Annotated in this window: 19 protein-coding genes; 3 read left to right on the top strand and 16 right to left on the bottom strand. The window is 74.9% G+C overall.

Annotated elements, in window-relative coordinates; all coding sequences use genetic code 11:
* Positions 1-2: 2 nt before the first annotated feature.
* The 3 genes from IEY71_RS10020 to IEY71_RS10010 all read left to right on the top strand — a co-directional run bounded on the left by IEY71_RS10020 (position 3) and on the right by IEY71_RS10010 (position 2,640).
* Positions 3-815 (top strand): isocitrate lyase/PEP mutase family protein, encoded by an 813-nt coding sequence (locus IEY71_RS10020; protein WP_189085207.1) that lies wholly within the window; start codon positions 3-5, stop codon positions 813-815.
* A 98-nt stretch (positions 816-913) separates the two neighbouring features.
* Complete coding sequence (locus tag IEY71_RS10015; protein WP_189085206.1) at positions 914-1,810, top strand: ABC transporter ATP-binding protein; 897 nt, start codon at positions 914-916, stop codon at positions 1,808-1,810.
* A 5-nt stretch (positions 1,811-1,815) separates the two neighbouring features.
* Positions 1,816-2,640 (top strand): ABC transporter permease, encoded by an 825-nt coding sequence (locus IEY71_RS10010; protein ID WP_189085205.1) that lies wholly within the window; start codon positions 1,816-1,818, stop codon positions 2,638-2,640.
* Positions 2,641-2,694: 54 nt separating this feature from the next.
* On the opposite strand, the gene IEY71_RS10005 is transcribed toward IEY71_RS10010, so the two are convergent.
* The 16 genes from IEY71_RS10005 to hemQ form a co-directional block, all read right to left on the bottom strand.
* Positions 2,695-3,381 carry a hypothetical protein gene (locus tag IEY71_RS10005; RefSeq protein WP_229781661.1) on the bottom strand — a complete coding sequence of 229 codons (687 nt, stop codon included), beginning with the start codon at positions 3,379-3,381 and terminating at the stop codon, positions 2,695-2,697.
* Positions 3,378-4,214 (bottom strand): PP2C family protein-serine/threonine phosphatase, encoded by an 837-nt coding sequence (locus IEY71_RS10000; protein ID WP_189085203.1) that lies wholly within the window; start codon positions 4,212-4,214, stop codon positions 3,378-3,380. The genes IEY71_RS10005 and IEY71_RS10000 overlap by 4 nt, the downstream gene beginning before the upstream one ends.
* Positions 4,211-5,707 (bottom strand): DUF5684 domain-containing protein, encoded by a 1,497-nt coding sequence (locus IEY71_RS09995; RefSeq protein WP_189085202.1) that lies wholly within the window; start codon positions 5,705-5,707, stop codon positions 4,211-4,213. The genes IEY71_RS10000 and IEY71_RS09995 overlap by 4 nt, the downstream gene beginning before the upstream one ends.
* A complete protein-coding gene (locus tag IEY71_RS09990; protein WP_189085201.1) occupies positions 5,704-8,259 on the bottom strand; it encodes a transglutaminase domain-containing protein in 2,556 nt (851 codons plus the stop codon). Before IEY71_RS09990 ends, IEY71_RS09995 begins: the two co-directional genes overlap by 4 nt.
* On the bottom strand, positions 8,256-9,644 hold the full coding sequence (locus IEY71_RS09985; RefSeq protein ID WP_189085200.1) for a DUF58 domain-containing protein: 1,389 nt from the start codon (positions 9,642-9,644) through the stop codon (positions 8,256-8,258). The genes IEY71_RS09990 and IEY71_RS09985 overlap by 4 nt, the downstream gene beginning before the upstream one ends.
* On the bottom strand, positions 9,641-10,606 hold the full coding sequence (locus IEY71_RS09980) for an AAA family ATPase (protein WP_189085199.1): 966 nt from the start codon (positions 10,604-10,606) through the stop codon (positions 9,641-9,643). The genes IEY71_RS09985 and IEY71_RS09980 overlap by 4 nt, the downstream gene beginning before the upstream one ends.
* 76 nt (positions 10,607-10,682) lie before the next feature.
* Positions 10,683-16,679, bottom strand: a complete 5,997-nt coding sequence (locus tag IEY71_RS09975; protein ID WP_189085198.1) for an Ig-like domain-containing protein — start codon at positions 16,677-16,679, stop codon at positions 10,683-10,685.
* Positions 16,679-17,809: a serine/threonine-protein kinase gene (locus IEY71_RS09970; protein WP_189085197.1), complete on the bottom strand. Its 1,131-nt coding sequence runs from the start codon at positions 17,807-17,809 to the stop codon at positions 16,679-16,681. The genes IEY71_RS09975 and IEY71_RS09970 overlap by 1 nt, the downstream gene beginning before the upstream one ends.
* Positions 17,810-17,972: 163 nt before the next feature.
* Positions 17,973-18,362, bottom strand: a complete 390-nt coding sequence (locus tag IEY71_RS09965; protein ID WP_189085196.1) for a hypothetical protein — start codon at positions 18,360-18,362, stop codon at positions 17,973-17,975.
* A gap of 93 nt (positions 18,363-18,455) precedes the next feature.
* Complete coding sequence (hemL, locus tag IEY71_RS09960) at positions 18,456-19,832, bottom strand: glutamate-1-semialdehyde 2,1-aminomutase (protein ID WP_189085195.1); 1,377 nt, start codon at positions 19,830-19,832, stop codon at positions 18,456-18,458.
* Complete coding sequence (gene hemB / locus IEY71_RS09955; RefSeq protein WP_189085194.1) at positions 19,829-20,821, bottom strand: porphobilinogen synthase; 993 nt, start codon at positions 20,819-20,821, stop codon at positions 19,829-19,831. The genes hemL and hemB overlap by 4 nt, the downstream gene beginning before the upstream one ends.
* Positions 20,818-22,152, bottom strand: coding sequence for a DUF418 domain-containing protein (locus IEY71_RS09950; protein ID WP_189085193.1), 1,335 nt, complete (start codon positions 22,150-22,152; stop codon positions 20,818-20,820). The genes hemB and IEY71_RS09950 overlap by 4 nt, the downstream gene beginning before the upstream one ends.
* Before the next feature lie 49 nt (positions 22,153-22,201).
* Positions 22,202-22,999, bottom strand: coding sequence for a uroporphyrinogen-III synthase (locus IEY71_RS09945; RefSeq protein ID WP_189085932.1), 798 nt, complete (start codon positions 22,997-22,999; stop codon positions 22,202-22,204).
* Between the two features lie 14 nt (positions 23,000-23,013).
* Positions 23,014-23,970 carry a hydroxymethylbilane synthase gene (hemC, locus tag IEY71_RS09940; RefSeq protein ID WP_189085192.1) on the bottom strand — a complete coding sequence of 319 codons (957 nt, stop codon included), beginning with the start codon at positions 23,968-23,970 and terminating at the stop codon, positions 23,014-23,016.
* A complete protein-coding gene (locus IEY71_RS09935; RefSeq protein ID WP_189085191.1) occupies positions 23,967-25,232 on the bottom strand; it encodes a ferrochelatase in 1,266 nt (421 codons plus the stop codon). The genes hemC and IEY71_RS09935 overlap by 4 nt, the downstream gene beginning before the upstream one ends.
* On the bottom strand, positions 25,232-25,969 hold the full coding sequence (hemQ, locus tag IEY71_RS09930; RefSeq protein WP_189085190.1) for a hydrogen peroxide-dependent heme synthase: 738 nt from the start codon (positions 25,967-25,969) through the stop codon (positions 25,232-25,234). Before hemQ ends, IEY71_RS09935 begins: the two co-directional genes overlap by 1 nt.
* Positions 25,970-26,048 lie beyond the last annotated feature (79 nt).

Here is a 26,048-nt window from a genome sequence, read left to right as displayed (position 1 = left end):
TCATGACCTCCACGCCGCACGACCACGCCGCCCACCTCGCCGAGCTCACCGTCTCCCGCGCCGAGCGCCTGCGCGAGCTGCACGCGGCGCCCGAGCTGCTGCAGGTGGTGAACGTCTGGGACGTCGTGAGCGCCCGCGTCGTCGCCGCGCTGCCCGGCACCACGGCGCTCGCCACGGCGAGCCACTCGATCGCGGCGAGCTTCGGCTACCCTGACGGCGAGCGCATCCCGGTCGAGCTCATGCTCGACATGGCCGGGCGCATCGCCCGGGCCGTCGAGGTGCCGGTCAGCGCCGACCTCGAGGCGGGCTACGGCGCGCCGGGCGAGACGATCCGGCGGGCGATCGGCGAGGGCATCGTCGGCGCGAACCTCGAAGACGAGCTCAAGCCGCTCGCCGATTCGGTCGCGGCGGTGCGGGCCGCGGTCGCGGCGGCCGAGGCCGAGGGCGTCCCGTTCGCGCTGAACGCGCGCACCGACGCCTGGCTGCGCGGCCACGAGCGCCCGCGCGAGGTGTGGCTGGCCGACGCGATCGAGCGCGGCCGCGCGTTCCTCGACGAGGGGGCGACGTGCGTCTTCGTGCCCGGCGCCCTCGGCGAGGCCGAGATCGCCGAGCTCGTCGACGCGCTCGGCGAGCGCCGGCTGTCCGTCATCGGCCTGCCGGGAGTGCCGGCTCCGGCGCGCCTCGCCGAGCTCGGCGTGGCCCGTGTCTCCTACGGCCCGTACACGCAGCGGCTCGCGCTCGGCGCGCTGGAGGATGCCGCCGCGCAGCTCTACGCCGGCGGCGTGCTGCCGTCCGACATCCGCCCGCTCAACTAGCGCGCATCTCCCCCGCGCGACGGATGCCTCCACCGGCATCCGTCGCTAGGGTGATGGCAGGCGGCTGCACCCGCCTGCACGCCACGTGAGGAGAGCGCATGACCGGCGGAATCCCCATCGAGGTCTCGGGACTCGGCAAGCGGTTCGGCCAGGTCGCCGCGGTCGACGATCTGAGCTTCACCGTGCGCCCGGGCGTGGTGACCGGCTTCCTCGGCCCGAACGGCGCGGGCAAGACGACGACGCTGCGGATGCTGCTCGGCCTCGTCCGCGCCGACGCCGGCACCGCCACGTTCGGCGGCACCCCGTACGCGAAGCTCGAACGGCCGCTCGAGACCGTGGGCGCCGCGCTCGACGCGAGCTTCCACCCCGGCCGCACGGGGCGCGACCACCTGCGCGTCTACGCGACCGCCGCGGGACTGCCCCGCCAGCGGGTCGACACGGTACTGGAGCAGGTCGGCATGAGCGACTACGCCGGCCGACGCGTCGGCGGCTACTCCCTCGGCATGCGCCAGCGGCTCTCGCTCGCGACCGCCCTGCTCGGCGACCCGGGCGTGCTCGTGCTCGACGAGCCGATCAACGGGCTCGACCCGGAGGGCATCCGGTGGATCCGCGGCTTCCTGCAGCAGCTCGCCGCCGAGGGCCGCACGGTGCTGATCAGCTCGCACCTGCTGAGCGAGGTGCAGCAGTCGGTCGACGAGGTCGTCATCATCGCGCGCGGCAGGCTCATGCGCACGGGAACGCTCGCGAGCCTCGAGCTCGACCGCGCCCCGCGCACCATCGTCGACTCGCCCGACCGCCCGGCGCTCGCGGCCGCGCTCGGCGCCGCGGGCCTGGCCTACGCCGAGGGCCGCAACGGCTTCATCGTCGACGAGCCGGAACCGGGACGGGTGGGTCGCGCCGCGTTCGTCGGCGGGGTGGAGCTCTCGGAGCTGCACCGTCTGAAGTCCGAGCTCGAGGACGCCTTCCTCGCGCTCGTCGGCGAGGGTGAGGGGTGAACGGCATGCGCGTCCTGGCATCCGAGTTCCTGAAGGTCACGACCACCCGCATGTGGTGGCTGCTCGCCATCATCATGTTCGCCTATCTCGCGTTCATCGCGGGCGGGCTGGCGGCGCTGTTCGGCTTCACGATCGCGAACCCCGACGCCGCCGCCGCGACCGGCGCGTCGGCCCCTTCGCTCGGCGACATGCCGCTGGCGCCGCTCATCTACAGCTTCGCGACCTCGATGGGCTACGTCTTCGCGGTGATCATCGGCGTGCTGGCCGTCACCGGCGAGTTCCGGCACCGCACGCTCACGGCCACGTTCCTCGCGACGCCGCAGCGCACCACGGTGCTCGGCGCGAAGCTCCTCGCGCAGCTGCCGATCGGCGCCGGCTTCGGCGTGATCGCGTTCCTCGCCTCGGTCGGGGCCGGCGCGGCGATGCTCGCCGTCTTCGGACTCGACACGCTGCTCGACCAGAGCGACACCTGGGCGATGATCGGCCGTGGCATCCTCGCGATGGCGCTCTGGGCCGCGATCGGTGCGGCGCTCGGCTCGGTCGTGCCGAACCAGGTCGCGGCGATCGTCATCGTGCTCGCCTTCACCCAGTTCGTCGAGCCGCTGCTGCGCCTCGCGACCTCGTTCTCGGACGCGACCGCCGCCATCGGCAAGTTCCTGCCCGGCTCGGCGAGCGACGCGCTCGTCGGCGCCTCGTTCTACGCGCTGGCGACGCCGGGCGGCGCCGCCGAGATGCTGGTGTGGTGGCAGGGCGGACTCGTGCTGCTCGGCATCGCGGTCGTGCTCGCCGTGATCGGCGGGGCGACGAGCTGGCGTCGCGACGTGTCCTGACGCGGCAGCGGATGCCTCGGGGCGGGATGCCCCGGGGCGGAGCCGGAGCGAGCGTCAGCCGAAGAGCGCGCGCCAGAGGATCGAGCCGACGGCGATGAGCCCGGCGAGGCCGAGCACCCCGGCGACCCCGACGGCGAGGAGCGAGACCATCGCCGAACGTCGGCTGCGGCGGGCGACCGAGGGCAGCGGCGCCGCGGGGTCGCGCGTCGGGTCCGGGCCCTCGCCGAGCTCGGGGATCGGCATCCGCAACGGTTCGCCGGTGCGCGCCGGATAGCGGTCGAGCACGCCGACGCCGGGACCGTGCTCGGCCGTGCGCAGCACCTCGTCCGCGACGGGGGCGGGTGCCGGCTCGCGGCGACGGCGACGACGGTTCGGCGCGTTGAGCACCGGTTCGGCGGGGGTCGCGAGCGATTCGGCGGGGCGTGCGAGCGGTTCGGCCGCGCTTGCGAGCGGTTCGGCCGGCGTGCCGCGCTCCGCGCGCTCGGCCGAGGCGCCACGGTCGACGACGCGGGTCTCATCGATCTCGGCACCGCCGGTGCGATCCACGACGACGGTGGCCTCCTCGGGCCGGTCGGCCGTGTCGGCATCCGCCGGGTCCCAGTCGGCATCGGCGAGCGGCGACGCGCCCGCGAGCCGTTCGGCCGTGCGCTCGACGATCACGGTCGCGTCCTCGACCTCGTCGGGCGCACCGGCCACATCCTGCGAGGGCATCAGCTCGCCCCGCCCGCGCTCCTCGCTCACGAGGCCGCCCGACGCACCGGGATCGTCGTGTGGTCGTCGGCCTCCTCGCCGTCCGCCGCGGGGCGGATCGAGGTGGTGCCGTCGCCGAGCTCCTCGATGCCGCCGGAGATGACGTCGACGACGACGACGGTGATGTTGTCGCGGCCGCCCGCCTGACGGGCGCGCTGCACGAGCGCCTGGGCCGCGGACTCCGGGCGGCCGCTCATGGTGAGCGTCGCCCGGATGCCCTCGTCGCTCACCTCGGCGGTGAGTCCGTCGGAGCAGAGCAGCAGCCGTTCGCCGTTCACGACGGGGAGTAGCCAGCTGTCCGCGGTGCTGTCCGGTGCCCCGATCGCGCGGGTGATAACGTTGCGGCGGTCGAAGCTCGCGAGGTCCTCCCGGCGCATCGCGCCGCGGTCGATGAGCTCCTGACCGAGGGAGTGGTCGACGGTGAGCTGTTCGAGCTCGGTGCCGTGATGGCGGTAGACCCGCGAGTCGCCGACGTTGAACACGAGCCAGGCGGGCTCGCCCTCGTCCTCGATGAGCACCACGCCGGTCACGGTGCTGCCCGCGCCCCGGTCGGTCTCGGCGGCGACCTTCGCGACGCCGTCCGCTGCGGCGGTGAGCGCGTCCCGGACCGCGCCGACCGTGGCGGTGGGCCGTCCGGCGACGTGCACCCGGAACGCCTCGACGACCGCGGCGCTCGCCCGATCGCCGGCCTCGTAGCCGCCCATCCCGTCGGCGACGAGGAAGACGGGCCACTCGGCGAGCGCGGAGTCCTCGTTCGCGCGACGGACCAGGCCGACGTCGGTGGCGACGGCGGCCGCGACGGTCACGGCGTGGGGATCGGTCATACCGGGCCGGTCCGCTCGGACTCGCCGCGGAGGATCCGCAGGCCCAGCGTGCCGAGCACGAACCGCTCGGCGACGGGCGTCGGCACTCCGGGGTCGATCAGCTGCTCCTCGCCGAAGCGGTCGGGCACGAGCACGCCGTTCGTGGAGCCGAGGTCGACGACGGTCCACTGCTCGCCGTCGCGGCGGAGCTCGGCGTGCGTCTTCGAGAGCGTGCGGCTGGAATCGGGCACGATGAGCCGCTGCTCGCCCTCGCCGACCTGGCGCGGGTTGCGGCCGAGCACGACGAGCGCGGCGTCGAGGGGCAGCCGCGCGCCCTCGTCGGTGACGAGGATCCAGGTGATCCGCGGGCGGCGCTCGACGACGACGGTGCGGTCGATCGGGTCCTCCTCGGCGGGGGCGACCATGATCGTGGCGGCGTCGGCGATCTCGTCGTCGGCCGGCGGGCTGAAGGCCGGTTCGGCGCGGGCGGATGCCGCGAACGCGGAGGCCGCACCGGCGAACATCGACGCGGAGTCCGCGAACGCGGAGGCGGACTCGACGAAGGCGGGTCCCGGGGGCATCGGCTCGATGCGATTCGGCCCGGTGGGCTCCTCGGGACGGGCGGCCGGAACCGCGGGGGCGGCGGGCGCCGCGGCCGGGGCCGCGGGCTCGGGTGCTGCGGCCTGCGGCGCCGGGGGCGCGGGCGGCGCGAAGACCGGCGCCGCGGGCTGCTGCGGGGCTGCGGGCTGCTGCGGAGCGGTCGGCGGCGCGGGCTGGGCCGCCGGCTGGACCCCAGTCTGGGCCGTCGGCGGCAGCGTGCCGCCCGCGGGCGGGGCGACCGGGGGCACCGCGAAGCTCGGCGGCACGATCGGCGCTGCGGCCGGAGCGGCCGGAGCCGGACGGGCCGTCGCCGGCGCGGGCGCGGAGAACGGCGCGTGCGCCGGCGCTGCGGCCTGCGCGGGTGCGCCCGCGTGCCCGGCTCCGCCGGCCGCGAACGGCTCCTGCGACGGCAGGAACGCGGAGCCCTGCGGGGCGACCGGGGGGATGGCTCCCGGCTGGCCGACGGCGAGCGGGCCCTGCGCGACGGGCGAGGGGCCGGTGTTCGTGCCGAACGGTTTGGGCAGCCGGCCGCGCTCCGGGTCGGGTGCGGCGCCGAGCGCCAGCATCGTCGCCCACACCGGGGGCAGCAGGATGCCGACGACGGTGGTGCCGACCCCGCGCCAGCACTGGGTGGTCACGCGGTGCACGGCGAGGATGCGGAAGTACAGGCCTACGAGCTGCACGATCGGCACGTAGAGCAGGATGGCCGCCCACTTCGGCTGCCCGCCGAGCCCGAAGAGCTGCATCTCGTTGTAAACGGGCACCCAGGCCGACCACGCGGGCAGGCCGAACTTCTGGAAGACCCGGGCGAGCATCGCCGCGTACCAGACGTACACCCCGACCGCGACGAGGAGCCAGACGAGGGTCATGACGAGCATGACGACGGCGAACTGCTGGGAATCGGCGGGGGTCATCTGGCGGGCTCCTCCGTGAGAACACGTGCGGGTCGGATTGTACGCAGGAATGACGCGAACGACAGCATCACCCCGAGACGGCGGGGGGCGCCGTCCCGGCTGCGGAGGGCCGCCGTCTCCTGATCGACGATGGCCCACGCGGCGTCCGCATCGGCCGGGGTCGGCGGGTCGCCGGCGAAGACGGCGCGCTCGACGAGCGCCGCGAGCGCGACCGCGGCGGGCCGGCCGCTCGCCCGAGCGGTCGCCGCGCGCGTGCCGGACTCCCCCGCGAGGACGCCCTCGTCGACGTAGCGGTCGACGAGCTCGTCCCATGCGCCGACGATCCGCACCTCCGGCGCGGGCTCGCGGCGACGGCCGGCGCGCCGCCACCGCTTCGCGGCGAGCAGGACGAGGACGGGCAGCAGGAGGCAGAGCAGCGCCGCGAGTCCGATGCCCGTCCACCTGAGCACCGCGAAGAGGAGCGAGAGATCCGGCCCGGTCTCCTCGGCGGGCGCGGCCTCGGCCTCGCTCGCGTCGCTCTGCGCGGGCGGCGGGTCGAGGGTGTCCGTGTCGGGCCGCTCCGGGCGAGTCGGGTGCTGCGGCAGCTGCTCGCCCTCCTTGATGAAGCTCGGCGCGATCTCGTGCTGCGGGGTCACGTCGACCGTCGCCCAGTCGCCGTTCGCCGAACGGACCTCGACCCACGCGGCGAGCGCACCGCCCGTGCAGACCTCGGTGCAGCGTTCGACGCCGTCGACCTCTCCGGCGGAGTCGAGACGGAACCCGAGCACGACCCGCGACTCGTAGCCGAGGTACCGGGCGAGGAGCGCGACGGCGGGGGCGAACTGCTCGTCGTCGCCGATGCCCGCGACGAGCTCGGCGTCGCCGGCCTGCTCCCCGGCGAGGCGCTGCTGGTCGACGAGCTGCGTGAAGAGCGCCTCGATCCGCGCCGTCGAGTGGCCGGAGTAGCTCGGCAGGAACGCGTAGCCCGGACCCATCCGCCCGATCCACTCGGCCGCCGCCTCGCCGTCGCCGGCCGCGTGGCTCAGATAGCCGCGGGCGCGCAGGCGCTCCACGAGGGTCGCCAGGCCCTCGGCCGAGCGCGGCTGCGCCTGCAGCTCCGCCCAGGCGGTGAGCGCGGGATAGCTCTCCTCGTCGATGGCGGACTGGGTGGCGGGGCTGCCGAGGGTCTCGAGTCCGCGGATCTCGTCGGCGTGCGCGACGACCCGGTACCGGTCGCCGGCGACGAGCCCCCGCTGGGCGTCGCGGCCGCTCGAACCCGGCAGCGTCGCGATCGAGATCGAGGTCGCCCCGTCGGCGGAGCGGTGGAAGCCGTCCTCGAGCGCGACCGCACGCTCGCCGGAGAAGTCGGGGGCCGCCATCAGCCCGCCCGGGACCGGGACCCACAGGCCGCGGTAGCCGTCGCCGACGGCGAGCGCGAACTCGGCGTCGCCGGCCCCCTTCGTCGCGGCGCGCGGCAGCCGGGTGAACCGGGTGGCGGCGTCGTCGGGGTCGGCGGCGACCTGGAACATCTCGCCGTCGAAGTCGTCGAGCGTCGCGATGCGGACGCGCTCCACGCCGGCCGTGTCGCCGTCGAGCTCGAGCCAGGCCTCGTCGATCCGCTCGCTCGTGAAGGCCGAGCGGTAGGCCGACAGCGGCGACGGCGCCTGGCGCACGGCGAGCTCGGGCTCGATGCGGTCGCGCAGCGCGCTGCGGTCGCTCAGCTCCGCGGCGGCGGGGGCGACGGCGGCGCCAGCGATGAGCGCGACCGCGACGAGGCCGCCGGCGACGGCCCGGCGGCGCACCGCGACCCAGCCCGACAGGCCGGAGCGCTGCACCGTGCCGGCCGTCGCCCGCTGCAGCGCGATCCGCCGTGCGGAGCGGGAGCGCAGGAGCAGCCAGCCGACCGCCGCGAGGAGCCCCCCGACGCCGACCAGGAGCTCTCTCGGGGCCGGCACCTGCACGGGCCCGAGCAGCAGCGGGGCGCTCAGGGCGCTCGAGCCGAACACGATGCCGAACACCGTCATGCCGAAGCCCACGAGCACCGCGAGCGGCGACCAGCCGCGGTCGGGGAGCACGAGCAGCCCGCCGACGAGCGAGCCGAGCAGGATGACGAGCAGGAACGGCACGAGCACCGCCTGGTACTCGCCGAGCGGGAGCGCGAGGGTGAGCAGCTGCTTCCAGCCGACGATGACGCCGACGAAGCCGTCGCGCACGCCCTCGACGATGCGCATCGGGCCGCCGAGCGCGGAGGGGATCGCCACGGGCACGACGACGAGCGCGTAGCCGACGACGGCGAACGCCGTGACGAGCAGGGCGCCGACGACGCCGCGCCAGCGCAGCAGCCGGGCGACGACCGCGAGCCCGAGGCCGAGCACGAGTCCCACGGCGGCGACGAGGATCATGCGCGGGGAGCCGTAGACGGGCCACGCCGCGATCGTCGCCAGCACGACGGCGACGACGACGTAGCCGAGCCCGAGCAGGCTCCGTTCGTCGAAGGGCGACGGTCCGCGCTCGAAGCGCTCGGGCCGGTCGGCGCGGCGACCGCGGGCCGGCGCCGCCTCCGGCGCGCTCATCGCGCCGCTCCTCTCGCGAGCAGCTGGCCGAGGTCGGCGAGCTCGGCGATCGTGAGCACCGCGAGCTCGCGCGAGCGGCGGAGCCCCGGCTCGGCGCCCGGCTCGCAGCGGACCGCGACGATCGCGATGCCGGGCGGGAGGGCGACGGCGGCCCGGCGCAGCCGGGCGGTGGGCACCTCGGCGCCCGTCACGAGGTAGGCGATCGACAGATCGGCGAAGGAGCGCGCGACGAGCGCGGCGAGCGACTCCAGGCGGATGACGTCGGCGTCGAGCCCTTCGGCGGCGCCGCCCTCGATCGCGGAGGTGGCGTCGAGCAGCACCCGGGGGGAGACGGTCGGCAGCGAGCGCATGGCCTGCACGCTGCCGCGGTCGGCCGGGTCGAGCTCGGCGCTCACGCCGACGAGCACGTCGCGGCCCTCGCGGACGCCCTGCACGCCGAGGGAGGCCGCGGCGCTGACGGCCAGCTCGAACTCGTCCTCGTCGCGGTACCCGCCGAGGTCGAGGTCGAGCAGCACGGCGATGCGGGCGTGCCTGGACTCCTCGTACTGGCGCACCATGAGGGTGCCCGTGCGGGCGGTCGCCTTCCAGTGGATGTGGCGCTGCGAGTCGCCGGGCGCGTACTCCCGCACCGCGTGGAAGGAGAGGTCGGCGTCGACGAGCTGGCTCGACGGCGCGCCCTCGAGGTCGCGGATGAGTCCGGCGCTCGAGGGCGGCAGCTGCGCGGTCACGGGGTGCACGTAGACGCGCTGCACCTCGGGCCAGCTGAGCTCGCGGCGGAGGATGCGCAGCGGGTCGCCGCGCGAGACCGTCATCGGTCCGATGTCGATGACGCCGCGGCGCTGCGCGGCGATGACGAGCTCCTCGTGGTGGTGCGCGCCGGCGCGGAGCAGCGGCACGTGGGCCTCGACGAGCCCCGTGCCGACCGGCAGGTCGACGACGCCGGGCAGCGCCAGCCGGCGGCCCTCGTTCACGAGGTCGAGGCCGCCGCGGATCTCGGAGCCCGCGACCACCCGGTCGCGGTCGAGCTCGAGCCGCACCCGGTAGTCGTGCGCGCCGAGCAGGAACGGCACGCATGCGAGCAGCAGCACGCCGGCGATGGCCGCGACGACCCACGCCTCCATCCAGCCGAACGCCCAGCCCGCGAGCACCCCGCCGACCGTGAGCACGGCGAGCAGGACCCCGGCGGGCGACACCGTCTCGCGCACCCAGCGCACGGCCCGGCCCGCGGCATCCCCCGCGCGTCGCCAGCCGCGGCGCAGCCGCACCGCGCCGCCCGTGATGCCGCCGAGACGGGTCGCCGAACGACGCGTGACGCTGGCGCCGCGCGTCGAGGTGACGGTGTCGTGGCCCGCGGGTTCGCGGAGCAGGCGTTCGGGTGCGCTCACGCCACCCCGTTCTCCCTCGGCGCCGGCACGTCGAGCAGGATCTGGTTGACGACCGCGCTCTGCGTGACGCCGTCGAACTCGGCCTCGGGCTCGAGGACGAGCCGGTGGGCGAGGGCGGCGACGGCGAGCTCGCGCACGTCGTCGGGGGTCGCGTAGCTGCGGCCGGCCGCGGCCGCCCACGTCATCGCGAGCCGGGACAGGGCGATCGCGCCGCGGACGCTCACGCCGAGGCGCACCTCGGAGGCGCGCCTCGTGGCGTCGACGAGCCGCATGATGTAGTCGGAGACGAGCGGGTTGACGTACACGCTGCGCGAGAGCTCCGTCATCGCGACGATGGTGTCGGTGCCGACGATGGCCTCGAGCTCGCCCTTGGGCGTGCCGACGCCCTGCAGGATGCGCATCGTCGCGGCCTCGTCCGGGTACCCGATGGAGGTCTTGATGGAGAAGCGGTCGAGCTGCGCCTCGGGCAGGCGGTAGGTGCCGCCCTGCTCGATCGGGTTCTGCGTGGCGAGCACGAGGAAGGGGGTGCCGACGGAGCGGGTGACGCCGTCGATCGTGACCTGCCCCTCCTCCATCACCTCGAGCAGCGCGGACTGCGTCTTCGGGCTCGCCCGGTTGATCTCGTCGGCCAGCACGATGTTCGCGAACACCGGTCCGGCGTGGAACTCGAACTCGCCGGACTTCTGGTCGAACACGGTGATGCCGGTGACGTCGCCGGGCAGCAGGTCGGGCGTGAACTGGATGCGCGAGCTGGTGCCGTGGATCGTCTGCCCGATGGCGCGGGCGAGCGCGGTCTTGCCGGTGCCGGGGGCGTCCTCGAGCAGCACGTGTCCGCCGGAGACTGCGGTCGCGAGCACGAGCTCGATCACGTGGCGCTTGCCGAGCAGCGCCTGCTCGACGTTGTCGGCGATGAGTCCGAACGTCTCGTGGAACCAGGCGGCCTGTTCCGGGGCGATGGTCATCGGTGGTCCTCTCGGCGGGGATCGGTGCTGGGCTGGGTGGCGGGCTCGGGCTCCGCCCGGCTGCGGTGCGGATGCCTCATCCGCCGCCCCCGGTATCGCCCGGGTTCGGCGCTGGCGGCTGGCAGACGTCGACGGTGCGGTCGATCGGCTGCAGGCCGCTGAACGCCCCGGTGAACGCGAGCCGGAAGCTCGCCTTGTTCGGGTCGTTCGCGTCCGGCGCCCAGTTCTGGATGACGGCGGAGCCCGCCGCGGCCGAGGTGACGGTGGCCCCGGCCTCGCCCGTCGAGACGTTGCTCGGGTTCGCGGGGGCGGGCACGCAGGAGCTGCTGAAGTCGACCGACACGGGCGCGGGCGCGGTGTTCGCGCTCACGGTGATCTCGTTGGAGCAGTAGAGGCCGCCCCAGGTGTCGTGGCACTGCCGGGCGAGCACCTGGCCCGGGTTCGACCCGTCGTTGACGGCCGAGCCGAAGTCCGTCGTCCAGCCGCCGGAGCTGCTCGAGGAGTACTCGACGTGGAAGTCCTCGATCGAGGCGAGGCTCGGGCCGGTGACCTCGTAGCGGTAGTGGGTGGGACCCGCCGGACTCGGTGAAGTGGCGACGGTGTAGCTCGCGTCGCCCGTGGGCGTGTCCGCGCTCGTGTAGACGCGCACCTCGCCGATCCCCGAGGCGACGACCCCGAAGCCGTTGGAGCCGCACGCCTTGATGTAGTAGCGCTTGCGCTCGTCGAGGCCGTCGATGTCCGGCGAGGTCGAGACCCGCGCCGAGCCGGCGCTGTAGGTGAGCCCGCCGTTGCCGTCGGCCGAGCACTGCGGCTCGCCGCCGGAGCGCCAGGCGAAGTACACGAGCTCGTTCGGCTTCGCGCTCGAGTTGCCGGCGAGGCCGACGCCCGAGATGCGGATCGAGGAGTTCGTGGTGGCGACCGCCTGGATGGCGTTCGGCTCGAAGTAGGGCCCGCCGGCGACGGTGACCGGCGTGGCGGCCTGGCCGCCCTCGTTGTTGCCACGCCCGGTGGGCGGCGTGTACACGCTGATCGGCACCAGGGTGATCATCTGCGGGCCCGGCGCGAGAGTCAGCTCGGCGTTCGTCTGCGCCCCCGTGCGATCGATCGTCTGCCCGGTCTCCTGCACGCGGAACGAGCGGGCGTCGGCGTCCGAGGTGATCGTCAGCTGCACCACGCCGGCGCTCGGCGAGGTCGTGCCGGCGCGGTACACGGGGGTCGCGACGACGCCGTCGACCGAGGGCGCCTCGTAGGCCCAGGTCTCGACCGTGTTCGTGGCGGCCGAGGGCCCCACGCTGTTCACGGCGCGGGCCGAGTAGGAATGCCGCTCACCGGGGACGAGCCCGCCGACGGTGCACCGCCAGACGCCAGGTGCGCCCGGTCCGCAGGAGGCGCCCACCGAGCGGCCGCCCTCGAGGATCTCGACACCGGTGACCTCCGGGTGGGCCCGGAGCGCCTCGCCGAGCGAGACCTCCATCGTCACGGAGTCCTTCGTGTAGTCGGCCGTGACGATCGACGCGGGCGCCTGCGGCAGGCCGAGCAGGTCGACGGTGAGCCGGCCCTCGCCGGTGCGCCCCTGGGCGTCGGCGACGGTGAACGGCACGACGCACTGACCGCCGTAGGCGTTCTGCCCGCTCGGCCAGGTCACCGTGACGGCGGTGTCGCCCTGCATCCCGATGCTCGCGACGGGGCACGCGGTGGCGCCCAGCGAGCGCAGCTTCAGACCGGAGCCGGCCTTGCCCGAGAACGGGTCGTACTCGCCGGAGACGCCCACGACGGGGATCGAGCAGGAGCTGCCCTGCCCCACCGAGCACTGCTGCGTGAAGACCGCGCCCCGCGGCTGGTCCGCCGGCGCCTGACCGACGACGAGCGTGATCGCGGAGGTCAGCCCGCCGAAGGCGCTCACGCCCACGGTGACGGTCTCGCGGGTGCCCGGCCGGGCATCCGCCCGAGCCTCGGCCGTCACGGTCGCGCCCTGCTGGGTGACGGTGAAGGCGGAGCCCTGGTAGGTGACCGCGTAGTCGAGCTTGCCGCGGTCGCCCTCGCGACCGCCCTCCCAGCTCGTCATCTCCTCGTAGAGCCGCACCGTCTCGCTCGCGCCGGGCGGGACCGTGCGCGACACGGCCGAGAGGATCGCCTGCGGGTCCTTCGGGATGACGCTGATCGGCACGGCGACCTGCGACCACTGCTGCTGCCCCGGGAGCCGGACCCCGATGAGGCAGAGGTCGGACCACGGCGAGCCGGCACCGGCTCGGTACTCCGCCCCGGTGCCGCCCGCGGGGACGCAGCTCGCCGCGTCGCGTTGCACGGGGTACTCGCCGTCGCCCGCCAGCTCGACCCGATCGCCCGACGGGAGGTCGAGGAGCTTCTGGACGTCGAAGGTCTTCGACGCCTCCTCCTTCACCTCGACGGGGCTGACGTCGCCGCGCAGCTGCACCCGGAGCTCGTCGGCGGCCGGGACCACGAGGAAGCCGAACGCCTCGACCTCGCCGCCCGCGGAGTTGGTGCCGCTCACCCGGAACGGCACGAGCGCGCCCTCGTCGGGGAGCGGACCACGGATGCGGTGGCCCTGCACCGAGAAGCCGGCGGCGGCGGGGCCGTCGCCCCAGAGCTCGAGCTTCAGCTTCGCCGGGTCGCCGGAGGCCCAGACCACCCGGCCGCTGACGACGTCGAGCCCGCGGTCGGCGAGCTCGAGCCGGGAGCGCGCGGTGACGACGGTGTCCCGCACGACGGGCACATCGGTCGAGGCGGCCTCGGTGACGTTCACCACGACGAGCCCCTCGGCCGTCGAGGAGGTGCGCTCGGAGGCCACCGTGTAGCGGTAGGAGTTCGTACCGACCACGTCGCCGGCGCGCAGGACGACGCGGCGGTCGGCGAGCGAGGTGCGGTCGTCGATGAGGGCGAGGAGCCGCTCGTACTCCGGGGTGCCCTCGGGGGCGTTCGGCACGAGCTTCACCAGGCGGAGGGCGCCCTGCGCGGGGTCGAGGTCGTTGCCGGCGGGATCGATCGTCACCGGCGAGTCGGAGGAGCGCTGCACCCGCACGTAGTCGCTGAAGGTGACCGGCGCGGCATCGCTCACGGCGGCGCTCAGCACGCCGACGCGCACGGCGGCGCTGCCCGTCGCGCCCGAGGCGTCGCGCACGGTGTACTCGAAGTTCGGCTGGGTGTCGCCGGTGCCGTCGGCGGGGGCCGTGTACACGATCGCATCGCCCTCGGCCGAGATCGTGGCGACGCCGAGGCCCTTGCCCGGCTGGGTGACCGACACGAGGCGGGTGCGGTCGCCGTCGGGGTCCATGCCCGCGGCCGGCACGGGGATCGACACGCTCTGACCGCTGAGCACGCGCGCGACGAGCGAGCGCGGCTGCGGCGCGCGGTTCGCGCCGTCCGGGAGCACCGTGACCGTGACGGTCGAGTGGTCGAGCCGGTCGGGCGCCTGCTCGAGGCCGACCGCGTAGCCGAGCTCGTACGTGCCCGGCGTCTTCGGGGCGAGGTAGCGGACGCTGCTGCCGGACGCGAAGACGAGCTCGCCCTCGGTGCCGGAGCCGGTCACCTCGGGGTGCACGACGAGGCGCTCGGCTCTGGGGCTCACATCGTTCGCGGTGACGGGGATGCTGACGAGCTCCCCCGCCCGCATCGTGACCGTGTCCGGCATCGCGATCGGGCTGAGCCCGGCGGAGGCGGCGACGAGGAACACGCTGAGGTCGCCGACCGCCGTGCCGCCGGCGCCGTCCGAGACGGTGACCCTGGCGCGCCCGACGAGCCCGGGCTGACCGTCCTGGGTCGACCCGGCGACGCGCACCTGGGACTGGCCGACGAGGCCGATGTTGAGCTCGGGCGAGACCGAGACGGCCTCCGTGACCATGAGCACCCGGCCGCCGGTGTTCTGCACGGCGCCGAGCACGTCGACCATGGAGTCCTCGCCCTGTCGGACGAACGCGGTCATCGGGGCGATCGCGATCGGCGCGCCGGCGGCGGCCACGGTGACCCGGATGGTCGCGGACTGCTCGGCACGCGTCACGAGGTCCTGCACCGTGTAGGTGGCGGTGTAGGCGCCCGGCTCGGCGGCGCGGAGCTCGACCTGGCCGGCGGCCGCGTTCGGCACGACCTCGAGCCCGGCGCCCTCCGCGGAGGCCGTCGGCACCGCGTCGAGGAGCCGCAGCGAGCCCGAGCCGCCCGAGGCGTGGTCGGCGATCGGGACGATCGTGGTGCGTCCGGCTCCGGCGGTCACGGCGACCGGCGCGACGTCGAGGCCGGCGTTGGCCGACACCCGGAGGTCGAGGGTCGCGTCGGCGCTCGCGCCGTGGACGTCGGCGACGGTGATCTTCACCGGGACCGTCGTGCCCGCGGCGTTCGGGTCGGTGTGGCGGATGGCGACGCGGCCGTCGCCCATCGGGACGACCGTGACGGGCGCGGACGGGTCGAGCGGCTCGGCGCCGGCGAGCACGAAGGCGTCGCCCTCCGGGTCGACCCAGCCGGACAGCACGTCGACGATCGCGGTCCCGCCGGGCATGAGCTGCGGCGAGGGCCACTCCTGCACGCAGGCCTCCACGCCGCACCAGACGGGCGCCGAGTTCTGGTCGTCGGGGACGACGGTGAGCGTCACGGTCACGGGGGCGGAGCTCGCCTGCCCGTCGGTGACGGCGTAGCTGAAGGTGGTCGAGCCGCTCGTCGCCCGCACCCGCACGGTCGGCGTCTGGTCGTTCGCGACGAGCGAGAGCTCGCCGAAGCCCGGGTCCGCGAGCCCGCCCGCCATGGAGGCGCGATCGACCGTCAGCACGTCCTTCGAGTTCGGGTCGTGGTCGTTGAGCAGCACGGGCAGCTCGACCTGCTGCCCCGCGCGCACGCCGAAGGAGTCCGCGACCGCGACGGGCGGTTCCTGCCTCGCGAGGTCCTCCACCTGCTGGGTGCCGACCTTGTCCTCGACCTCGTCGTCGAGGTCCCACTGCTCGAGCGGCACGAGCCGGCCGTCGGGGAGCGTCCAGAGCAGCCCGCTCGTCGTCTCGTTCAGCACCGCGCGGTCGCCGTTCGTGCGCAGCATCGGCGAGAGCGAGGCGGCCGCATCGATCTCGCCCGACGGCATGCCGAGGGCCACCGACTCGCCGGTGTCTCCGAACCAGGCGGTGCCGCCGCCCGGCGCGAGCCACGCCGCGACCACGCCGCCGTCGGCCACGACGGGCCTGGCCGGCACGCCGCCGTCGGCGGCGACGCGCTCGGGCTCCCCGCCGTCGAGGGGGATCGAGACGAGCCCGTCGGAGTCCGCGAGGAACGCCGCGTCGCCCGTCGCCGCGCTCTGCTGCAGCAGCGCGTCGGCTCCGACGTCGAGCGTGGTCGGGGCCCCGCCGCCCTCGCGCCACGTGCGACCGTCCGCCGCGTCGACGAGCAGCCAGTGCTCGCCGATCACGGCGAGCTGGACCCCGGCGTCCGCGGCGGGCGGCGCCTCGATCGACACCGCGTCGCCGAAGCGACCGCTCTCCGCGTCGTAGCTGCGCACCGCGCCCTCGCGCGCCGAGTACATGACGAGCAGGCCGTTCGGGGAGATGCCGATCGCGTTGGCGGCGTACGTCTCGTCGGTGTCGCCCTCCTCGCCCGCGAACGGGTCGACCGGCACCGCCTGATCGCTCTCGACCCGGCCGACGTGCACGGTCCCGGTGTCGGTGCGGTAGGCGATCCAGTCGCCGGCCGACTGCACCTCGCGCGTGCCGACGGGGGTCGGCGTGCCGCCCACGCCGTCGGCGCCGACGAGATCGACGGGGTCGGCGACGTTCACCTGCCAGCGCTGCCCGAGCCCCTGGCTGTAGACGGAGGCGCGCGCGCCGGACTGCACGATCGCGCTCGGGTCGTCGACGTCGCGGACGACGTCGATCTCGGCGAGGTCGGTGTTGACCCGCGCGTACTGGCCGGCGTCGCGGCTCACCCACACGGCGGTCTCGAGCCGGGGCACCTGCTGGGCCTCGTAGCCGTTCGCCGTCACCGCGAGGGTGACCACGGTCGCGACGGCGGCCACGCCCGCCACGGCGCCGATGATCGCGCCGCGCGACGGCCGGCGCCCGCTGCGCTCGCGCGCTGCGGCCGCCATCAGAGCACTCCCGCGAGGTTCATCGCCACGGCGCCGGCGATGAGGACGCCGAGGCCGGCGCCCACGCCGATGAGCGTCGGCTTGAGCCATCCGTTCCGCGCCGGAGCCGCGGCCAGCCCGCCGTCGTCGACGACGCGGCCACGCGGCGTCGCGGCGGAGGCGGTGCGCGCGGCGAGGCGGCCCTCGGGCTTCACCGTCGAGATCACCGGGCCGCGACTCGAGGCGTCGGCGAAGTCGATGGGTGCGGCGGCGGCCCACTCCGTCGCGGCGACCTCGAGCGTCGTCGGGGTGAGGCCGAGCTCGTACTGCGCCCAGCGCAGCTGCTCGCCGAACTCGCTCATCGAGGCGTAGCGGCGCGAGGGGTCGCGCTGCATCGCCGTCGCGAGCACCGCGTCGATGCGGGGCGGCACGCCGCGCGGGGAGAGCGGCGTGTACCTCGCCGAGAGCACTCGACGGGAGAGCTGGTCGACCGTGTTGCGGGCGCGATCGGGCAGCTCGAAGGGGCTGTGCCCCGCGAGCAGCGTGTAGAGGGTCGCGCCGAGCCCCCAGATCTCGGAGGCGACGGTGCCGGTGGTCTGCTCGCCGAGCACCTCCGGCGCGCTCCACGGGATCGACATCGCGAACGCCTCGCCCTGCCCGTCGCCGATCGCCGCGGCGATGCCGAAGTCGGCGAGCACGGGCGCGCCGAGCGAGTTCAGCAGCAGGTTGCTGGGCTTGATGTCGCGGTGCAGCAGGCCGGTGCGGTGCGCGGTCTCGAGGGCGCCCGCCATCCGCACGCCGATGTCGAGCACCTCGTCGTAGGGCATCGGGCCGCGCTTGGCCTTCGCGCCGAGCGAGTCGGGGCAGTACTCCATCACGAGGTACGGGCGGCCGTCTGCGGAGATCGAGGCCTGATGGATGGTCACGATCGAGGGGTGGGCGCTCAGCCTGGCCATCGCGTCGGCCTCGACCGTGAAGGAGCGGCGCGCCTCCGCATCGACGACGTCGGCGAGCAGCACCTTCACCGCGGTGACGCGGCGCGGCAGGTCCTGCTCGTAGAGGAAGACGTCGGCGAAGCCGCCGGTGCCGAGCGGGCGCACGTAGCTGTAGCCCGCGAGCACGGGCGGCGCAGAGGGCAATCGCTTCGCCACGCGGCCCCTCCCTGCCAGCTCGTCATCGGACCGCCGACAGGCGCACCCCGTTCCGTTCTCCGAGTCCGGCCGCCGTCGTCGCGGCCCCCGGATCCCGCGGACGCCTGCCTCCGGCGTCCGCGAGTCATCCTAGATGACCCGCGCTCGGGTGACGAACCCGGGGTTACTCGCCCGCGCCGGCCGACTCGGCCTCGACGTCGGAGGCGGCGGTGAGCCGCAGCGAGTCGATGAGCTGCGCGGCGTGGTTCGTCGACACGATGAGCCGGGCGAACTCGCCGCCGGAGAGCTCGAGCACGACCGCCTGCCGCTTGCCCTTGACGATGACGAAGTCGCTGCCGCCGTGGTACTTCCACACGCCGACAGCGACGACGAGCGGGACCTCGGTGCCGCGGCGGCGGATGCCCCGGATCCAGATCCACGGGTCGTCGGTGATGATGGCCGAACGGATGTCGCCCTGCTGCACGACGATGTCGTCGCCGCGCAGCGCGAGCGACTTCTCAGTCGCGGTGAGCTGCACCTCGACGCGGTCGCTGTGCACGCGGAGCTTCGCCATGCCCTCCATCCTGCCCGATCACCACCGACAATTCAGGAATACTCCGGCGCGGAGTTCTGCAGGGGCGGCGGGCGGGCAGGCGGCGCAGGCGGCTCAGGCGGGGCGGGCGGATGCCGCGGCGCGGGCCGCGGCGGGCAGCGCGTCGAGGATGCGGCCGATCGCCGCCTCGTCGTGCGCGGCGGTGACGAACCACGCCTCGAAGACGCTCGGCGGCAGCGAGACCCCGGCGTCGAGCATGGCGTGGAAGAACGGGGCGTAGCGCCACGACTCCTGCCGCTGCACGGTCGCGTAGTCGTGGGCGCCGCTCGCGAGCTCCTCGCCGAAGACGAAGCTGAACAGGTTGCCGGCCCGCTGCACGGCGTGGGCGACCCCTTCGGCGGCGAGCGCCTCGGACACGGCGGCCGAGATCGTCGCGGCCGCGGCGTCGAGCCGCCCGTACACCTCGGCGTCGGCGGCGCGGAGCGTGGCGATGCCCGCGGCGACGGCGACCGGGTTCCCGGAGAGGGTGCCCGCCTGGTAGACCGGGCCGAGCGGCGCGAGCTGCTGCATGAGCTCGGCGCGACCGCCGAGGGCGGCCACCGGCATTCCGCCGCCGATGACCTTGCCGAAGGTCATGAGGTCGGGCGTGTACGCCGTGTCGGCCGAGCGCGCCTCGAGGCCCCACCAGCCGGCCTCGGACACGCGGAAGCCGGTGAGCACCTCGTCGCTGATGACGAGCGCGCCGTGCGCGTGCGCGAGCTCCACGAGCGCGCGGTTGAAGCCGGGCCGCGGCGGCACGACGCCCATGTTCGCGGCGGAGGCCTCGACGATGACGGCGGCGATGCGCTCGCCGTGCTCGGCGAAGACCGCGGCGAGCGCGTCGAGGTCGTTGTACGGCACCACGAGGGTGAGCGCGGCGATGTCGGCGGGCACGCCGGCAGAGCCGGGCAGCGCGAAGGTCGCGAGGCCGGAGCCGGCCTCGGCGAGCAGGCCGTCGGAGTGGCCGTGGTAGTGCCCGGCGAACTTCACGAGCACGTCGCGGCCGGTCGCCCCGCGGGCGAGGCGGATGGCGCTCATGGTGGCCTCGGTGCCGGTGGACACGAGCCGCAGCTGCTCGACGGGGGCGACGCGGGCCTCGACGAGCTCGGCGAGCTCCGTCTCGGCGGGCGTCGAGGAGCCGAAGGAGAGGCCGCGGGCGGCGGCCGCCTGCACCGCCTCGACGACGCGCGGGTCGGCGTGGCCGAGGATGGCGGGGCCCCAGCCGGCGACGAGGTCGACGTACTCGCGGCCCTCGGCGTCGGTGACGTACGGCCCGCGGGCGGAGACGAGGAAGCGGGGCGTTCCGCCGACGGAGCGGAAGGCGCGCACGGGCGAGTTCACCCCGCCGGGGATCGCGGCCTGCGCGCGCGCGAACAGCTCGGCGTTGGTTCCCTGAGCTCCGCTGGTCCCCTGAGCTCCGCTGGTCCCCTGAGCTCGTCGAAGGGCGCTCATGCCTCGTCCCCGTTCCGGATCCAGGTGGCGAGCTCGCTCGCCCAGTACGTGAGCACCGCGTCGGCGCCGGCGCGGCGGATGGAGCGCACGGATTCGACGATCGCGCGGCGGCGGTCGATCCAGCCGTGCATGGCGGCGGCCTCGATCATCGCGTACTCGCCGGACACCTGGTACGCCCAGACCGGCACCTCCGAGACGGCGGCGACGTCGGCGAGCACGTCGAGGTAGCCGCCGGCGGGCTTCACCATGACGACGTCGGCGCCCTCCTGGATGTCGATGGTCGCCTCGCGCAGGCCCTCGCGGCGGTTGCCGGGGTCGAGCTGGTAGCTGCGCCGGTCGCCCTCGAGCGTCGACTCGACGGCGTCGCGGAACGGCCCGTAGAACGCCGAGGCGTACTTGGCGGAGTAGGCGAGGATCGCGGTGTCGGCGAAGCCTGCGGCGTCGAGCGTGTGCCGGACGGCGGCGACCTGGCCGTCCATCATGCCGGAGAGCCCGAGCAGCTGGGAGCCGGAGGCGGCCTGCACGAGCGCCATCTCGCGGTAGCGGTCGAGGGTGGCGTCGTTGTCGACGGCGCCGGAGGGATCGAGCACGCCGCAGTGGCCGTGGTCGGTGAACTCGTCGAGGCAGAGGTCGGTCTGCACGACGAGCGCGTCGCCGGCCTCCTCGCGCACGATGCGGGTCGCCACGTTCAGGATGCCGTCGGCGTCGGTCGCGCCCGAGCCGATCGCGTCGCGGGTCTCGGGGACGCCGAACAGCATGACGCCGCCGACGCCGGCCGCGGCGGCCTCGGCGACGGCGCCCTTCACGCTCTCGAGGGAGTGCTGCACGACGCCCGGCATGGAGGCGATCGGCACCGCCTCGGACACGCCCTCGCGGACGAAGATCGGCAGCACGAGGTCGGCGGGGTGCAGCCGGGTCTCGGAGACGAGGCGGCGGAGCGCGGGACTCTGCCGCAGACGACGGGGGCGGATGGCTGGCGCGGAGCTCACCCGTCAAGCCTACGCGGGCCCGGCTGGACGTCGCCTGGCGGGGCATCGCCGCTCGGCGCCGCCGGCGCGGCATCCGCCTCGCCCTTCCCGAGCCGCGCGAAGCGGCGCGCGACCCAGGCGACGACGGCCTCGAGCGGCCCGCGCCGGCCGAGGAGGGCGAGCACGAGCCCGATGAGCAGGGCGCCCGCGACGTGCAGCAGCCAGAGCTGGAGGCTCGACACCTGCCAGGGGAGGCCGTCGTCCCACGGCTCCAGCGAGGCGAGCGCGTCGACGAGCCCGGCGGCCAGCACGTGCGCCGTGTAGACGGTGAGCGGGGCACCTCCCGCGGCGCCGATCGGGGCGAGCACGAGACGCGTCCGCGGTCCCAGGATCGCGCCGAGCGCGAGGCAGAGGCCGAGGGCGAGGAGCGAGGTGCCGCAGGTGATCGCGAGGTCGAAGCTCGTGCCCGTGTGCGGCGCGGGCGAGGCGAGCCACCAGAGGCTGCCGCCGGGCGGTCCGCCGAACTGCTCGGCGAGGAACTGCTCGGCGACGCCGGCCGCGCCGAGCTCCGGCCGAGCCTCGGCGAGGCGCTCGAGGCCGCCGAACCCCACCGCGAGCAGCCAGCTGAGCGAGACGGCGACGGCGGCGAGGCCGGCGCCGATCACCGCGAGGCGGATGCCGAGGGCGCGGAGCCGGGCGGGCTCCGCGACGACGGCGAGCACCGCGCGGCCGACCACGAGCCCGACCATCGTGTAGACGAGCCAGGTGCCGACCGGGTACACGCCGGTGACGAGGAGGCCCCGCACGAGCCGCAGCGGGTCCTCGAAATCGAGCCAGCTCGCGCTGCCGACTTCGAACGGCACGACGAGCTCGGCCCGGGCGAGCTGCAGCAGCGGCGGCCAGACGAGCGCCCAGCCCACGGCGATCGGCAGCAGCACCCGGCTGGGCACGCGCAGGAACGGGATCATCGCCCAGAACGTCAGCGCGTAGTAGGCGAGGATGACGAGGATGCTGCCGGGGAACAGGCCGAGGGTCAGCCCGATGACGAGCAGGGCGAGCCCGCGGCCGAACACCGCCCAGCGCGCCGACGACACCCGCCCCTCGGCGACGGCCCGACGCGTGGACAGCGCGATGCCGACGCCGGCGAGCACGGCGAAGAGCGCGGCGGCCTTGCCCTGCAGCGCGGCGGAGAGCGCGGGCGTGCCGCCGTCGGGCTGCCACGTCCAGAGATGGGTCGCCATCATGCCGGCGAGGGCCAGGAAGCGCGCGTAGTCGATGCCGACGATGCGGGCCGCGCGCGTGCCACGGGAGCCGTCGTCGACGGTGCGCTCACCGGTCCCGCTCGAAGTCATGAGCCGAGACTACGGGCAGCGGCGGCGCGCGGCCCGCCGTCCGCGGCTGCTACGCCCGGGCGAGGGCGGCGTTCACGACCGCGTCGATGAGCGACTCGGCGCTGCGCTCGACGGCGACGACGTCGACCCGCAGGCCGAGCTTCGCGGCATCCCGCTGCGTCTGCGGCCCGATGGCCGCGACGAGCGTCTGCTCGGGGATCGGCCCGAGCTGCTGCTGCACCTGCTCGGCGACGCTTCCCGAGGTCACGAGCACGGCGCTGACGTTGCCGGCGCGGACGTCGTCGACGACCTTGTCGGCGATGGGCACCCCGACGGTGCGGTACGCGACGACCGCCTCGACGTGGTGGCCGATGCGCTGCAGGCCGACGGAGAGCACCTGCTTCGCGATCGCCGAGCGGAGGGCGAGCACGCGCAGGCCCTTCTGCCCCTCGGTCGCCGCCTCCCACTCCTCGAGCAGGCCGCGCGCCGAGTTCTCCTCGGAGGGGACGATGTCGACGTGGTACCCGGCGGCGGTGAGCGCCGCGGCGGTGGTCTCGCCGACCGCCGCGACCTTCGTCGACGCCGGGATGGTGGCGCCGTAGGTGGAGAGCACGTCGACCGTGGTCGCGCTCGTCAGGGTCACCCAGTCGAACTCCCCGCGGCCGAGCTTCTCGAGCGCGGACTCCAGGGCGGCCTGGTCGTCGGCCGGGGCGAAGTTGATCATGGGGGCGATGACGGGGGTGGCCCCGCGCGAGCGGAGCGCGGCCGCGACCGCGTCGCCCCACGGGCCGCCGCGGGGCACGAGCACGCGCCAGCCGGCGAGCGGTTTGCCGTCGCCCGAGACGGACACGTTGATCGTGCCCGTCATCGGTTCGAATTCGCTCACCGCGGCTCCTCGAGTGCTGCCAGGTCTGCGGCACCGTTGCCGAGGAGTTCGGCGACGACGCGCTCGGCGACGTCGCCGGCCGCCTCGGCCAGATCGGCGGTCGAGCGGCTTTCGGGGGTCGCAGCGTGAGAACTCGTCAGCTTGCGCGCCCCGTCGGCACTGTACACGGTGGCCGTGAGGAAGAGAAGTTCGTCCTCGATGAAGGCGTTCGCGGCGATGGGCGCGGAGCAGCCGGCCTCGAGCCCGGCGAGCACGAGCCGCTCGGCGAGCACCGTGGCCCGGGTCGAGCGGTGGTCGACGCCCTCGAGCGCGCGCTCCAGCACCCGCTCGCCGCGCTCGCGGCGGACCTCGACGGCGAGCGCGCCCTGGCCGGGCGCGGTGGGCCAGTCGGAGAGCTCGAGCAGCTCGGTCGCCGCCTCGAGCCGGCCCAGTCGGCCGAGCCCGGCGGCGGCCAGCACGACGGCGTCGAGCTCGCCGCTCGCCACCTTGCCGAGGCGGGTGTCGACGTTGCCGCGGAGGTCGACGACCTCGAGGTCGGGGCGCACCGAGCGCAGCTGCGCGATGCGGCGGGGCGAGCCGGTGCCGACGCGGGCGCCCTCGGGCAGCTCGGCGAGGGTCAGGCCGTCGCGCGCGCAGAGCGCGTCGCGCGGGTCGGCGCGCTTGGGCACCGCGCCGAGACGCAGCCCCTCGTGCTCGGCCGTCGGCAGATCCTTCAGGGAGTGCACGACGACGTCGCAGTCGCCGGCGAGCAGCGACTCGCGCAGCGCCGCGGCGAAGACGCCCTCGCCGCCGATCTCGCTGAGCGAGGCGCGCGAGGTGTCGCCGTGCGTGGTGACCTCGACGAGCTCGATCTCGGCGCCGCCGGCGGCCTTCGCGATGCGCTCGGCGATCCAGCGGGTCTGGGCCACCGCGAGGGCGCTGCCCCGGGTGCCGACGCGGATGAGCTCGGTCACGGCGCGATCCCGGCGAGGGCGGGGCGGAAGCCGAGGCGGACGTTCTCGCAGCAGCCCGGGCGGCACACGTCGTACCAGGGGCCGAGCTCGGTCATCGCGGGGCGCTCCTCGGTCGGCGTGCCGTTGACGCGCTCGAGCACGAGGTCGACGAGGCCCGCGACGTAGGCGGGGTGCGTGCCGGGCGTCGGCACGCGGACGGCCTCGAGCCCGTGCTCCTCGCAGCTCTCGAGCGCCTCGTTGTCGAGGTCCCAGAGCACCTCCATGTGGTCGCTCACGAAGCCGAGCGGCACGATGACGACGGCCTTGCGGCCCGTGGCGGGCAGTTCGGCGATGGCGTCGTTGATGTCGGGCTCGAGCCACGGCATCGACGGGGGGCCGGAGCGCGACTGGTAGACGAGCTGCCAGGGCACGTCGCTCGCGCCCGCCTCGCGCATGACGACCTCGGCCACGGCGCGGTGCTGCGCCGCGTAGGCGCCGCCCTCGCCGAAGCCGCGCTCGGCCGGCCCGGACCTGGCCGCGTCGGTCGACGGGATCGAGTGGGTCGCGAAGAGCACCTCGACGCCGCTCGTGCGGTCGAGGCCGGGCACCCGGCGCTCGAGCTCGGCGAGGCCGTCGCGCACGCCCTCGATGAACGGCTGCACGAAGCCGGGGTGGTCGAAGAACTGGCGCACCTTGTCGATCTGGACCGTCTCGGCGAGGCCGGTGTCGGCGAGCGCGTCGGCGAAGTCCTCGCGGTACTGGCGGCAGCTGGAGTACGAGCTGTACGCGCTCGTGGCGATCGCGATGAGCTTGGTGAAGCCGCGCTCGTTCGCCTCGTTCAGCGCGTCGTTGAGGTACGGGTCCCAGTTGCGGTTGCCCCAGATCACGGGCAGCTCCACACCGCGCCGGGCGAGCTCCGCTTCGAGAGCGGCCTTCAGCTCGCGGTTCTGCTGGTTGATGGGGCTGATGCCGTCGAAGTGGCGGTAGTGGTGGGCGACCTCTTCGAGGCGCTCGTCGGGGATGCCCCGGCCGCTCGTGACGTTCCGCAGGAAGGGGATGACGTCGTCCTGCCCCTCGGGCCCGCCGAAGCCGGCCAGCAGGATCGCGTCGTAGGCGACGGGCTCGGTGACGTGCTCGGGGCCCGACTGGGCGGCCTCGGTGGCACCGGGCACGCACGCGCCCGAGGCGCAGTACGCCTCGGCGGCGGGGGCCGGCTTGCGGCCGCGGGCGGCCTCGCGCTCGGGCGCGGCGGCTCCGGTCGAGCCCAGGTTCGTCGCGGCCATTACTGCAGCACCTCCACGAGCTCGGCGGTCGAGATCCGTCGACCGGTGTAGAACGGGACCTCTTCGCGCACGTGCATGCGGGCGTCGGTGGCGCGCAGCTCGCGCATGAGGTCGACGAGCTCGGTGAGCTCGTCGGACTCGATCGGCAGCAGCCACTCGTAGTCGCCGAGGGCGAAGGCGCTCACGGTGTGGGCGATCGCGCCGCGGAAGGTGGCGCCCTTGCGGCCGTGGTCGGCGAGCATGCGGGAGCGCTCGGCCGGGTCGAGCAGGTACCAGTCGTAGCTGCGCACGAAGGGGTAGACCGTCAGCCAGCCCTTGGGCTCGATGCCGCGCAGGAAGCCCGGCACGTGCGCCTTGTTGAACTCGGCGTCGCGGTGCACGCCCATGGCGTTCCACGTCGGCAGCAGCGCGCGCAGCAGGCGGCTGCGCTTCAGCTCGCGCAGCGCCCACTGCAGGCCCTCGGCGGTGGCGCCGTGCAGCCAGATCATGACGTCGGCGTCGGCGCGGAGGCCGGAGACGTCGTAGAGCCCGCGCACCGTGACGCCCTCGTTCTCGACGAGCGCGATGACGCCGTCGAGTTCGGTCACGAAGCGCGGCACATCGCGCCCGTCGAGGTCATCGGGGCGCGCGGGGTCCTTTCGGAGCACGGCGAAGAGCGTGTAGCCCTCGGGCGACTGCTCGGGTTCGGACGCGTGACGGAGCTCGTCGGCTGCCCCTTCGGCAGCGGGGGAAGACATACCCCCAGTCTCCCTCTTTCCCCCGGAAGGTCCAAAAGGGAGGCGTCGGCTCCGCCGAATGGCGCGGGAATCCGCGGAC

Source organism: Agromyces mediolanus, from assembly GCF_014648575.1.
GTDB classification, from domain to species: Bacteria; Actinomycetota; Actinomycetes; order Actinomycetales; family Microbacteriaceae; genus Agromyces; species Agromyces mediolanus.
Note: the sequence above shows the minus strand (reverse complement) of the source record. Positions and strands in the feature narration are given on the sequence as shown.